Here is a 12805-nt window from a genome sequence, read left to right as displayed (position 1 = left end):
CAGACCGATGAATGGGCCGAAGGCCGCCGCTACCTCGGCCTCGACATCCTCGCCAAATCCCGCCTCACCCTCGTCCCCGACACCGGAAGCGAGGTAACCGAACCAGAACTGGCCCTCAGCGCATAATCCTTAGCTCGAAGGAAAACCGGCTACACCACTACCTGGGACTTGACCGCTGACGGCACCGCAACCGCGAAGCACGTCATCAGCATCACTTAGAAACCAAGACCTAAATTGGGCCGAATCAATCACCCCGTCTAGTGACGCCGCGGCCCGATCCGCGCGTCGCATTTCATGACGTGAGCCGCCACCGAAGATGGCGGCGAGGTACTTATCGAGGGGACGATGCGAAGCCTCCCGACCGCCCGCGAGCCCGACGATCACTGCGACAGATCCAGGCTCGTTCGCAGTACTCAACGCTGTGTCACTTGGGAACGGCTGTCGGCATTGGAAAGCAACCGAGATTGTCAGATCGGGTAGAGGATTCAGGAAATCGAACCTGACAAGGCACCCCGATAGGCGAATCGCTCTCGGCAAACACATGACCCGCAACCACATCGCCGAGCGCCTGTTGCAAAGGTCTCCATCCCGCGGGCTCAAACCACATCCGTCTTCTGTTGTGTCACGGAAGGAGGCTGAGAGGGATCATGGAAAGTCGGCATTTGCCCTGCGCTGGGGGCGGTTGAGAGGGAAAGTATCGACCTCAAAGGGTGACGTGCCCTACGCGCCACGGGAGTCTCTGGCTGTCCAACCGACCATGATTACACACTGGATCGTGCGCCCGGGGCGAGGTGCGCGGGAGAGCACAGCAGTTCAAAGGCGAGGCCGCCTAATCTGATCTGCGTGAAGAATTCGAACAGGGATGACGATCCGGTTTATGCCAAGGGCCGGGAACGTCTAGAAAGATCCCGTGCCATGACTCGGGACGAATCGGTGGTACCGCCTCAGAGACATTGGAGCAGCCGAATCCTGCATCGTATTGGTCGCGTGAGCGAGCATGCCGCTGCTGGATCGATAGCCGCTGCAGCCATTGTGGCGTGGGTCCTGTTCGGAATCGCGTCCGGGTTTCCCTCATGGTGGGACAACGTTCTCTTCGTGGTGAGTTCATCCGTGACAGTCGTGATGGTGTTCGCCCTCCAGCACACGCAAGCACGTCAGCAAGCGGTAACGCAACGAAAGCTCGACGAGTTGCTGCGCGCCCAACCGACCGCTGACGACCGTCTAATCGCATTGGAGGGAGCGTCGGACGACGAATTGGTAGCGTTGACAGACCTGAGCCAGGCCCACCGAGAACGAGCCCTCGGAACGGACACAATCCACCCCATCGCGGATTCCCCGACGTAAACCATCGGCCAGGAAAGCGCTAGAGGCCAGTTTTTAGCCAAAAGGGCCGCCCTCAAGCGGAACGGCTCGTGCGACAAGCTCAGTTTTCAGGGCGGGATCCGATTGGAGCGATGGGCGCTTCACGCAGCCTCGACGGGCGCAAGAAGCTCTACCCGGTTTCCTTCACCGTCGGCTGAGTGAAACCGCTCGTTCCCCGGAAAGTTGTACCGCTGGCTCCAATTCACATGGAACCCGAGGTCGTTCAGCCGTTCTGCGGCAGTCTCAAGCTCAGCTACGTCGGCAACCTGCAGAGCGGGGTGCGCTTTGAGTGCAGGCACAAAAGGATCCTCCACGCTAATGTGGATTTCCGCGGTCACTTGCCCGACGTCATCAATCGCTCTGAACCACACTCCGTCTTTGGACTTCAGATCATCCGGCTTCTCCACCTCCGCAAGCCCGAGGCCGTCGCCGTAAAACCGTCGCGCTGTGTCCTCCGCTCCGGATGAACATGCCACCTGCACATGGTGCAACCTCATGGTGTCTCCTTGATCTCGGGAGTCCACGGTAACGGATGATGCTCGACTGCTACCGGCGATGCAGGTTAGACGTGATCACTCGCGATCCTTCAGTGGCCGTCTGAAATCGGCGCGCGGTGTCCCAACAGGCGTCCCGGCAGCGGGCATCGTCTCTCGTGATCTTCAAATTGCTAGGGTTAATGCTCCCTCCGGCGTTCCGTCGGTCCTTGCTGTAACCGTCGGTGTTCATGGGCATCGCTCCATCAAATGCGCCCTCCGCGCGCGCGACCAACGGTTTCCCACTATGGATATGCTGCGACTATGCCCTCCGCGGCGCGGGCCGAAGCTCGCCATTTACCGCGACCTGGACGGAAATCTCTTTGCGTTTGGTAGGAACCTCGATCTGCAGAGTGACTTTGGAGCCGTCAAGCCAATCCGGCTTTGCACGCAAGGTGTAATGGCGGTTGCCTAGGTGTCCGCGCGCCGTTGGCAAGTAACGCGTTGTTTGAGCAACCTCTGGCCAAGTTACGTCGAAGTTGGACCAGACAATCTGCGCGACTTCTCCAAGCCACCATTCGCGGCGATACGACATATATCGGGCCCATAGCGCCTCCATGCAAATGGCAACGGCTGCACCAGCAGTCCAAACCAGAGCGTTCCAGAAGCCATCACCGTAGGTGCTCGAAGCCACCGAGCGCGCGAGCTGGATCGCGGCGGCACCAGTCACCCCAAAGACAAATATGCGAGTGAGGATTCGAAGAACAAACGAAATTGTGGTGTTGTTGAAGAGGTCCAAACTAGGCGACATTAGGCTTCTGGGCGCAACCTGCACGCCCGGACCAACCGGTTGCGCCACCTTAGCCGGCGCTTTCCCGGCCCGACGAAGTTCGGCTAATGCGCCGACGCTTAAGAGCCCCCCGATAAATGCGAACAGAGCATATTTATTCAACGATTGTCCCCCTTAGTCATTACCGAGACTACGCAATCAGGGCCGAAACAACGGGAACGGTCAGCGCGACAGACTTGGGGTCGTTCTCCTCGACAGCCGAGCGCTCTTCGTCGTCTCAGGTGGGCGCCCAGCCCGCTCGAGCGTCGCTTACTTTCTTTGCCTCGGCGAACTTGCAGGAGGCCCTGCCGGAGGGTTGGAGGACGGCGCCGGGGTGGTCGACGAAGGCTGTGCACCTTTGGTGAGTGGCGACGTCCCTCGGGTGTTCAAGGGGCGATAGCCCTCGGTCAAACGTGTTGGCGTGCGGTCAGGCTGGTCAGCCATTGGACTCCCTTGCGTTCGGGTCTACTTGTGCAGCATCAGCGGTTGGTTCGGTCCATTCCACGAGTTGCGCATTCTCCAGCGATAGCCACACGCCTGAAGCGCCCTTGGCTTGTTCGAGGAACTCGCCTTCAGGTGACATTATCCACTGGACCGCTAAATAAATATCGCGCGGTTCTGGATAGACGCTGACGAAAGATTCGTCAGCGAACCAGCCGCCGAGCCAGCGCCCCTCACCGGTGAGTATCCGCACCCACCGACCGCCTTTCCTGACCGATACCCAATCCCAAGCAGTGGGCGTGCTGTTGTAGCCCGTTTTAGGCAATACATTCACCAACCAGCCCGGGGCTCGGTTGCCAATGGCCTGGACGAGCATTCGGATGAGAGGAACTCTGCCGTACATGACAAGGCCCGCAAGAGCCGGGATGATGACCCCCAAAACCAGAAGCGCCCAGCCAACCTGACCCGGCCGTTGAATGACGACCTTCTCTCCGACCTTCACCATTGGAGCAAGCCAACTGCCCAGAACGATCAAGTAAAAAGCGTCGAGGACAACGCTGGTAAGTATCGCCTGGAGGATTCTCTCGCCGAGGACTCGATCCGCAGCCGTGAATCCTTGGTTAGCCGTACGGACGGCCGAATGGACCACTCCAGGCAGCAAGAGGGCGAGCAGGGCAAAAATGCCGAAGAACGTAGTGGGTAGCGTCATTTGCGACACACACTAGCGCGCAATCGACGCGAGATCCGACGCGACGCGGGTCACCCTTCAGTCAATCGGCACTTGCCGCTCGTGGGGGTCGCGTTCGTTTCTATCGACTTTTCTGTTCAGGACCAAGGCGGTTCCCATGTCTTCAGCAATCGAGTCCAAGCGATCTCTCATCGGATGGTCAGGAGCCAGATCATCCCAAGCTTTTAGGGCGGTTATTAGGGCTACGGCTTGCACGCCCATCGCGATTCCTGCCCACTCCCACTCGCGCTTCGGGTCGTATTCGAGACCAAAGGGATTCGCAGGGGTCGGGTCAATTGGCCGACCATAATGCTCCAGTAGCGCCGCGCCAGCATGCGAGTACTCCGAGAGCAGTCGGTAGTACGGGTAGAACCAATCTGCTCCAGCTAACGAAATGGCGCGCTGTTCTAGGTTGCTCGCTTCTCCTTCGACTTTGCTCGTCGAAGACTTCTGGCCGCTCGACCTTGCCTTCATTGTTTTTCGAGCCTTCTCCGCGTTTCGAACATTTTCCCTAGTCACGCGTCCGGCCGGGTCGGCCAAATCCTCCATCGCTATATCAAGGACCGCCCGCGCGCGCGCCGCCTCCTTCGTGCCAGCGGTTCCCGACCCTGGCGTGACCGCAAACCAAACGCCGGTCACGGCGCATTCCAAAGTCAAACGAACGAGCGGCGCGGTCTGAACGAACATCTCCTGTTCAACGAGAACAAGTATCGCGTCCGTCATCCCAGCGGCGTGGTCAGCTTGGCCAAGAACAAACATCCCTCGTTCTACTCGGTTCTCCAGAATCGGCACGGTTGACGACTCAAGCTCGGAGTTGCGCCAAATGTCGAGCAGTCGTCTCAGTATGGTCACAGATTCAGTGATCGACGGCACGGTAGGCGCGCGCGAATCATTCGTCATACTCGGAACTTACGCGAGGCAACCGTCACTTCAGCGCAACGCCGCGATCGGCGGTCACGCGGTCCAAGACGTCCGCGAACTCGAAGTCGTCCACGGCGACCCCGAGCACAGAGTGGAGTTCGGCGGCGATTGTGTCGACGCACTTCGCCCTCTGACTGGCCTACGTCGAGAAACCTCGCCGGTACCTGACGTCCGGCGCCGAGCATTGATCGAGATGCCTTTAGAGTTCGTTTACCGGACCATCAACGGACTGACCCGGAAGGGCACTGATAGTTTCGGGGGATGGGCAAGCAAAGTGACCTCACAGCACCTGTGCGCTGGTGGCAGGGCGTAACGCCCCTGGTCGCGGCAATCATTGGCGTCCTAGGAGTGGTCATTGGAGGAGCAATTAATGCAACCATCACTCAAGCGACAATATCTGCTCAGATAGGTGCTGCCACCAGCGCCACCCAACGCTCTGACCGAGCAACGGTCTACTTCGATTTTCTCGACGCTGCGGACGCATACCAGGGCACAGTTTTACAACTCCAAGAGGAGATGAGGTCGAAAGCCAGCTCCGGCCAGACGTTCACTCTCGACGACAGCCATGGCGTGCTCAGCGCGTTTAACAAGGCTAGGCCAACATTCCAAGGCGCACTAAACAAGGTGTACGTCTACGGTTCGTTTCGGGCTTGGGAGCTTGCCTCGGGAATGGCGGGCGCTCTGCCAACGGCGGGCACACAGACTTTTAACCTGGACTACAACGAGAAACGATTCACTTCGGACTACAAGCAGCTTCTGGATGTCCTCTGCCATGAGGTCAACGGACCCGTGCCACGTCAATGTCAGCTCCCGCATGAGAGTGCAGGCACCCCTTAACGATTCCCTGCGCCTGCCCGTAAGCCGGACGATCAACGGACGCATCCGTGTGATTACTGGGATTGAGCTCCTTGCTGGTCGGAAGATCGCCGTTTGAGCCGCCCGACTATAAGCCCGATGACCGGGCGGTGGTTTCTATTGGTCGACGCAACAGTTGGACGATTTTGGGCTGTTGTGGCCCGTGTTTGAAAGGCTATCTCAGCGCGCGTGCGGGCGTGTCACGCTCGGATTTGAAACGGCTCTGCGGGGTGTCATAGTCGAGAGTTTTCCGGGGTCGCTGATTGAGTTCACGCATCACGTGGGGGGACTGCTGACGGTTTAGTTGACTCGTCTTGTTTGGGGTTTCAGGCCGCGTGGGCGGCTTGTGAATTGATTATCTCGAACTCGATCGGGGTGAGTCTGCCGAGTCCTCGCTGGCGGCGGCGGCGATGGTAGGTCCGTTCGATCCAGGTCACCATCGCGAGGCGAAGTTCCTGCCGGGTGCGCCACTTCTTCTTGTCGAGAACGTTCTTCTGCAGTAGCGCGAAGAACGACTCCATCGCGGCGTTGTCACCGCACGCGCCGACCCGCCCCATCGAACCGGTGATGCCCTCCTGCCGCAGCAACTCGACGAACTTCCTGGACCGGAATTGGGATCCTCGGTCCGAATGCAGGACCGTGCCGTCGACATCGCGGAGGGCGACCGCGTTGCGCACCGCCGCCACCGCGAGCTCCGCCGTCATCCGAGAATCGATCGAGTAACCAATGATCCGGTTCGACCACAGGTCCTTGATCGCGCACAAATACAGCTTGCCCTCGTCGGTCCAATGCTCGGTGATATCGGTCAACCACAGCTGGTTCGCCCGCTGCGCGGTGAAGTCGCGTTGCACGAGGTCGTCATGGACGGGAGGGCCGGCTTTGCGGTTCAGGCCGCGTTTCTTCGAGAAATGCGACCAGATCCTCTGCTGTGAACACAGCCTCCACACACGCCGCTCCGACGCCGGAATGCCGGACTCCGCCTCGATCTCGTCCGCGATGAACCGATACCCGAACCCCGGCTCGTCGCCATGGATGGCCAGGGCGGCGTTGATCAGGTGGGCGTTATCCCAGTCGCGTGACGACACCGGGTTCCTCCGCCAGACGAAATATGCCTGCTTGGAGAAGCCCAGCACCCGGCAGGTCACCGCGACCGGAATCTTCCGGTCGGCGGCCAGTTCGAGGACCAGCGGGAACATCATTTTGGGAGCGACGCCTGCGACAAATACGCGGCCGCCCGGCGGAGGATCTCGTTCTCCTGCTCCAGCAGCCGGATCCGTTTCTTCGCCTCCCGCAACTCGGCCGCATCCGCCTGGGTCACCCCGGGCCGGTTGCCGTCCTCGATATCGGCGAGTTTCAACCAGCGTTGCAGACACGATTCGGAGATTCCGAAGTCCTTCGCCACCCGGGCGATCGGAGCCTCGTTCTTCCGGGCGACGGCAACAACGTCGCGGCGGAACTCCAGGGGAAATGCTTTCGGCATGCTGAACATCCTTTCGTGAGAATCGAAATCCTCACAAATCAGGAGTCAATCAAACCGACAGCAGTCCCGAACGCCGCCCAGAACGCGTCCTCCGCACGGGCGTCAACACGAAGATGATGGCGATCCGTGTCCCGGGTGACGTCTGCTTCCCACGCCAGCAACCTCGACGTGGTGAACCCCAACTCCGCGGTCGTCTCGACCATGGTCTTGCCGGCGCGACGCAGCACCAAGTAGCGCTCACGCAGCCAGCGATAGCCAACCTCTTTATTAACCCCCGCTTCCCGGGCGGAACGTTTGAGACCGCGCCCCTCCTTGATCGCGGCCAAGAACCGAACACCAGCTGCCGACGCGGACGAGAGATACATGCGAAACCACCTTGAAAGAAGGTGTTGCTTCGATCAAAAGAATCTCCCGAGCGTCTTATGCACGAGATCGAAACGCATCTCAGCGTTGTATTTGGCCGAATCGGTCGAAGCAAAAAAAACGATTCGGATCATTCAACTGATGGGCCGCGTGTCGATCAAGAGTGGCAATTGGCCTATTTGGATAGCAACGGACGCCCGGAGCTGGCATGCCGATTAGTCTGTCGCCACAGCCACACTCCTCGATACGCTTGGGGCCATGACGGATTCGAACCGCATGCGGCACTTGGAGATTGTCGAGCGTGGCACCGAGTGTGGCGAGCCGGATCTCGATTGGATCGCCACAGGTATCAATGCAACGATCGATCTTGATCCCCAGTCGAGATTCCCGACCCTGCTGAATGAGGCCCCGCAGGACTAGTACGAACTCTATTTTCGTGGAGTAAGCGTTGATTCCACGAGTTAGTGACCACTGCAGTTCCCGCGATCGCGGGGAAATTGCGACAATAAGACCTAGAATCAGTGGGTTCCCGGTTCAAGTCCGGGGGGGTGCACTTTTTATGCCTTCGGACCAGCGCTTATAGCGCTGGCCAACGAAGCTTGAGCCGGCGTACAACTGAGAAACTCACCGGTTACTCACCGAAATAGTGCAACCTGCTATGACGAAACCCCTGCCGAGATGGCAGGGGTTTCGTCATTTGACGCGCGGGCGTCAGGAGTCCAGCGGTCTGCGTGGCATCAGGTTGTCAAGTGCTCCGCTGCCGGCGTCGTCCACTTCGTTTATGAATTTCACGTAGTGGGCGTAGAGGACCGAGGTGCCATGTCCGTGCCCGAGGTACTTGGCTGCGTACTCGGGGGAAATCTCCTTCGCCAGGAGCGTGCCAACCGTCCGCCGAAGAGCGTGTGGCGTGATCTGCTCCAAGTCTTAGAGGTCGTCCTGGCTTCGAATCCTCCTCCAGGACCGACGCAAGTTCGCGGGCGAAAGACCAGTCGTTGTCCTTGGTTGGCCCAGCGGTGGTGACGCGGCGGTCAATATTGGCGCGGTGACCAGACGCTATCGATGCGCATAGGGTCGCGAACTCGCCTGGCTGCGGAAACGAGACTGATGAATTGCACACGTCCCTTTTTACGGAAGCAGCCGGTCTTGGCGTTTTTGCCAATCAATTCCGGCCCTTTTATACAAACGAATCGCCTCGTCGAGGGAGGCGAGATCGACTGACTCATTCGCGGAGTGAACGGAGGTCGGATCCCCCGGACCCCACACGACAACCGGAGCAGGAGGCATACTTTCGGTGAAGACGGATGCGTCCGTGAAATAGGCTGCCGGAGTGGTTAAAACCTCTGAGGGAAGGCTTGCCACCCAGGGATCATCTGCTGCTGTCCATACCGGTACCAGGGCCAAGTCGATACTGACGTTGGACACTGTTGGTTGGTTGCGCCACCAATCGATGATCCTTCCGACGTCTAAATCCACCACGCGATGATCGACTCGTATCCGAGCATGATCTGGCACAACATTTGGCACAGTTCCCCCGTCGATGGTGCCAACATTAACTGTCTCCGCACCGAGCTGGGGATGTGTGGTCAACGGAACTTCACCGATGCGCCCGAGTATCCGCGCCATCGAGAGAATCGCGTTTCGCCCGAGCTCGGGAGTGCTGCCGTGCGTGGCGACTCCCGTTGTTTCCACGCCAAGCCAGAGAGCGCCGCGATGACCGAGAACCACTTTATTGTTGGTCGATTCCGGGATGACCATAGCCCCGGTCGAAATCTGTGAATCCCGGATCAAATTCACTATCGTCGGTGCTCCGACGGAGCCAACCTCCTCTCCGGTTGACACCGCGAGAGCCACGCGCGCCCCCGACTCGTGAAGCCATGCAATCGAAATCATCGCCGCGGCGAGTCCGGATTTCATGTCCGAAGATCCACGACCGACGAGTCGCCCTTCATCTACCCTCGGTTCAAAGGGCGGGGATGTCCAGTCGGCGGCGTTTCCGACCGGGACGACATCGGCATGGCAAGCAAAAATAAGGACGCGCTCGCCGGAATCAACAGATGGCAAGACAAGCAGTCCATTGCTTCGTCCGTGATGATCCTTCGAAACGAACACTCTGGAGGCAGTATGAGGACCGAACCAGTCTCCAACGTAATCGATAACCTCTGATTCGCCAGGCGAACCTGAGGTCGAGTTGATCCTGATCAGGGCGGCGAGAAGGTCAAGGGGGACGCGCTCCTCCATGTTCATCCGCCGAGCGCGACTGGGTCAGTTGTCGAACGATGGACCAGTGAGATGAAGTGGCAAGAAAGTAAGCTCAATTCGGGAAGCACCGACAACGAGACTTCCTCGAGAGCAACGGGGACGAATGGATCACGACGCATTGCCGGGGGCGTGGGGTGTTGTCCGGGCCGCGGCGGAGAAAAGCGCGGCGGGGTTGATGGTCATTAACCCGTGTGCGGTCGCGGCGTCTACGCCCGCGTCGATCAGTCGCGGGAGGAAGGCCACTGGGACGTAGGCGAACCCGCTCCCACCATTGCGAGCCCACATGGTCTTGAGGAACATGTCATGGGAGAGCAGGATTCGGTCCCCATGTCCATCACTGAGCAAGCCCGAGACAGCATCGACTGTGTCTTGAACAGAGGGTGACTGCCCCTCACCAGGAAAATTCAGGTCCATCGCGATCATGTCGAACTCCAGCCAGACACCCCGATCGGCGATCTCGCGCTGGTAGATCGTGTCCTTACCCGACGGGTCCATGTGGCACAGCACGACTGCTGACGGGTCCACTCCATACTCAGCCACGATGTCCAGCACCTCATGACCTCGCCGTTGCCATCCCGGAAGATGGATGAATAACGGCACCCCTGTTTGAACTTGGGCTAGGCACGAGGCCACCAATGTAGCCCGCTCCGCCGCGGTGAACGAGGGGCCCACCCCAATTTCCCCGATCGAGCCCACCCGCACGCGCTCACCACTTGGCAGCTCCACACCATCTCGGATCTCACCCACCAGTTCTGCTGTCATCCTTGACACATCTGCTGCAGTCAGGGTGTGCACATCTCCATGCGACAGGCACCAACCACCCGACATTACGATCTGCAGACCCGTGCGGTGAGCGGTCTCGACCAGTGAGGCGGGGCGTCGCCCGACACCTGTAGTGCTGTTGATGATCGTGCGACCGCCAGCATTCGTGAACGGCGCCAGCTCGGCGACGATCGTTTCCATATCCCGCTCGTCGAAGCCACAATTGTCAGCGCTGGAATAGGGGTCTTCACGCAGAAGCCATGCAGTTGCGGGCGTGACGGTCGCGTGCGCGAGGTCTCGAGAGAAAGGCCGGATACCGGGGTAGAACGCCTCGGTCAGGTCATTGAAGATGTGTTCGTGAGGGAGAGTCATACCGAGCTCCGCGACAGGTACGGGGCCAGTCACTGTCTGCACCATTACTGGCGTCGTGGAACCTCCGGGGGTAGGAGTATTCATGATGCTGCGAGCCAAGTGACGTGTTTGTCGAACAGGTATTTACATTCGCAGACCCTGCTGACAAAGGAGCGGAATGAATTCTGGCGTGCGTAATGGACGACCCAGGATTCTTCGACGATGAAGCCAAGCGCCATGGGAACTCCTTGCAGGTTGGGCGGACAGGGGGGGGATTGATCAGGGCGCATTGCCGGGGGCGTGGGGTGTTGTCCGCGCTGCGGCAGAGAAAAGCGCGGCGGGGTTGATGGTCATTAATCCGTGTGCGGTCGCGGCGTCTACGCCCGCGTCGATCAGTCGCGGGAGGAAGGCCACTGGGACGTAGGCGAACCCGCTCCCACCATTGCGAGCCCACTGCACTTTCAGGCCAATGTCGTGGGAGAGCAGGATTCGGTCCCCATGTCCATCACTGAGCAAGCCCGAGACAGCATCGACTGTGTCTTGAACAGAGGGTGACTGCCCCTCACCAGGAAAATTCAGGTCCATCGCGATCATGTCGAACTCCAGCCAGACACCCCGATCGGCGATCTCGCGCTGGTAGATCGTGTCCTTACCCGACGGGTCCATGTGGCACAGCACGACTGCTGACGGGTCCACTCCATACTCAGCCACGATGTCCAGCACCTCATGACCTCGCCGTTGCCATCCCGGAAGATGGATGAATAACGGCACCCCTGTTTGAACTTGGGCTAGGCATGAAGCCACCAATGTAGCCCGCTCCGCCGCGGTGAACGAGGGGCCCACCCCAATTTCCCCGATCGAGCCCACCCGCACGCGCTCACCACTTGGCAGCTCCACACCATCTCGGATCTCACCCACCAGTTCTGCTGTCATCCTTGACACATCTGCTGCAGTCAGGGTGTGCACATCTCCATGCGACAGGCACCAACCACCCGACATTACGATCTGCAGACCCGTGCGGTGAGCCAGGTCCAAGAGTGCCGCAGGTTGGCGTTCCACGCCGGTGCTGCTGTCGATGACGGTTCGCCCGCCGGCCGACACCAGCGCAGTCAACTCGTCAGCAACAATCAGACCTTGATCCGCGCCGATCCGGGCATTGTCTCGGTTCGCGTACGGGTCCTCTCGCAGTAGCCATGCAATGTTCGCCGTCACTGTGGCTTCCGCCAGGCCTACAGGGAAAGATCGGACCGGCGCGTGGACAGCTTCTGATAGGTCCCCGAATAGGTGCTCGTGTGTCAACGTCATACCCAGCTCGTCGACTTTGACAGGACCGGTGACAGTCTGAACGAGGACGCATGCGTCGTCGGCTCGCGACAGGGGATCAGGATTCATCGGCAGGTTCCTACGATAGCCACAACAAAGTGATGGGCCGGCGCGGCTGTCCCCGTGTGCACGGTATGCCACGCTGTGCCCGAGTCTTCAAGCAGGCGGCACGGAACGAACTGCCACGCCAGCTGGGTGGCGGCTGGGGCTGCGAGGCTCGCGATCTGTCTGGCAGTCATACGGAGCGGATTCGCGTCGCGATACCTGGCATATTCGTTGATCCAATAGTTGGCAAAGTGCACTGCCGGTTTTCCAGCCGCGGTTTTGGGTAAAGCATTTCCCACCGCGAACTTATTGGATACCGCGCTCTGCGTCAACGTAAAAATGACCAAGGTTCTTGCCGTTGACAGATAAATAATCGAGGCGCCGCGTGGTTAGGCATCGCAAGGTGATGCACGACGCTTCGCTCGCCCGAGGCCGTCGGACACATTCGTCTGACATCTCGTCGCATCGACCACAACCATGCTCCAAAAGAACATATTCATAAACTCCAGAGGTGCTCATTGAAGCGCCCCGGGTTTGATGCCGCATCCTTTTGAGTTGAAGGATGTATGTCATGCCGAAGAAGATCGATCCTGCGCTGCGTGAGCGCGCTGTCC

12 protein-coding genes are annotated in these 12805 nt (G+C 59.4%); 3 read left to right on the top strand and 9 right to left on the bottom strand.

Annotation, left to right across the window (positions count from 1 at the left end; all coding sequences use genetic code 11):
* Positions 1-843 precede the first annotated feature (843 nt).
* A complete protein-coding gene (locus tag ABIB54_RS17205) occupies positions 844-1344 on the top strand; it encodes a low affinity iron permease family protein (RefSeq protein ID WP_354576753.1) in 501 nt (166 codons plus the stop codon).
* A gap of 119 nt (positions 1345-1463) precedes the next feature.
* On the opposite strand, the gene ABIB54_RS17200 is transcribed toward ABIB54_RS17205, so the two are convergent.
* The 4 genes from ABIB54_RS17200 to ABIB54_RS17185 form a co-directional block, all read right to left on the bottom strand.
* Positions 1464-1859 carry a VOC family protein gene (locus ABIB54_RS17200; RefSeq protein ID WP_354576752.1) on the bottom strand — a complete coding sequence of 132 codons (396 nt, stop codon included), beginning with the start codon at positions 1857-1859 and terminating at the stop codon, positions 1464-1466.
* Positions 1860-2157: 298 nt separating this feature from the next.
* Positions 2158-2634 carry a hypothetical protein gene (locus ABIB54_RS17195; RefSeq protein WP_354576751.1) on the bottom strand — a complete coding sequence of 159 codons (477 nt, stop codon included), beginning with the start codon at positions 2632-2634 and terminating at the stop codon, positions 2158-2160.
* A 466-nt stretch (positions 2635-3100) separates the two neighbouring features.
* Positions 3101-3814: a DUF6338 family protein gene (locus ABIB54_RS17190; RefSeq protein WP_354576750.1), complete on the bottom strand. Its 714-nt coding sequence runs from the start codon at positions 3812-3814 to the stop codon at positions 3101-3103.
* Between the two features lie 57 nt (positions 3815-3871).
* Positions 3872-4732 carry a DUF5677 domain-containing protein gene (locus ABIB54_RS17185; RefSeq protein ID WP_354576749.1) on the bottom strand — a complete coding sequence of 287 codons (861 nt, stop codon included), beginning with the start codon at positions 4730-4732 and terminating at the stop codon, positions 3872-3874.
* A gap of 282 nt (positions 4733-5014) precedes the next feature.
* On the opposite strand from ABIB54_RS17185, the gene ABIB54_RS17180 reads away from it, so the two are divergent.
* Positions 5015-5590: a hypothetical protein gene (locus ABIB54_RS17180; protein ID WP_354576748.1), complete on the top strand. Its 576-nt coding sequence runs from the start codon at positions 5015-5017 to the stop codon at positions 5588-5590.
* A gap of 344 nt (positions 5591-5934) precedes the next feature.
* On the opposite strand, the gene ABIB54_RS17175 is transcribed toward ABIB54_RS17180, so the two are convergent.
* Both ABIB54_RS17175 and ABIB54_RS17170 read right to left on the bottom strand, forming a co-directional pair.
* Positions 5935-7088 (bottom strand): IS3 family transposase gene (locus tag ABIB54_RS17175; RefSeq protein WP_354576747.1). Its coding sequence is split into 2 segments (ribosomal slippage): positions 5935-6815 and positions 6815-7088, totalling 1155 coding nucleotides; the frame shifts between segments, so codons are not numbered across the junction.
* A gap of 38 nt (positions 7089-7126) precedes the next feature.
* Positions 7127-7453 (bottom strand): hypothetical protein, encoded by a 327-nt coding sequence (locus ABIB54_RS17170; protein WP_354576746.1) that lies wholly within the window; start codon positions 7451-7453, stop codon positions 7127-7129.
* Between the two features lie 256 nt (positions 7454-7709).
* Here ABIB54_RS17170 and ABIB54_RS17165 point away from each other — a divergent pair, with 256 nt between their 5' ends.
* Positions 7710-7871: a hypothetical protein gene (locus ABIB54_RS17165; protein WP_354576745.1), complete on the top strand. Its 162-nt coding sequence runs from the start codon at positions 7710-7712 to the stop codon at positions 7869-7871.
* Between the two features lie 705 nt (positions 7872-8576).
* Here the strand turns inward: ABIB54_RS17165 and ABIB54_RS17160 are convergent.
* The 3 genes from ABIB54_RS17160 to ABIB54_RS17150 all read right to left on the bottom strand — a co-directional run bounded on the left by ABIB54_RS17160 (position 8577) and on the right by ABIB54_RS17150 (position 12215).
* A complete protein-coding gene (locus ABIB54_RS17160) occupies positions 8577-9689 on the bottom strand; it encodes a M20 family metallopeptidase (RefSeq protein ID WP_354576744.1) in 1113 nt (370 codons plus the stop codon).
* Between the two features lie 129 nt (positions 9690-9818).
* A complete protein-coding gene (locus ABIB54_RS17155; protein ID WP_354576754.1) occupies positions 9819-10889 on the bottom strand; it encodes a phosphotriesterase family protein in 1071 nt (356 codons plus the stop codon).
* Between the two features lie 213 nt (positions 10890-11102).
* Positions 11103-12215: a phosphotriesterase family protein gene (locus ABIB54_RS17150; protein ID WP_354576743.1), complete on the bottom strand. Its 1113-nt coding sequence runs from the start codon at positions 12213-12215 to the stop codon at positions 11103-11105.
* Positions 12216-12805 lie beyond the last annotated feature (590 nt).

The sequence above is a fragment of the Frigoribacterium sp. UYMn621 genome (genome assembly GCF_040549525.1).
In the GTDB taxonomy this organism is placed as follows: Bacteria; Actinomycetota; Actinomycetes; order Actinomycetales; family Microbacteriaceae; genus Lacisediminihabitans.
The sequence above is the reverse complement of the archived record's forward strand: the minus strand, read 5'-3'. Positions and strand labels throughout refer to the sequence as shown.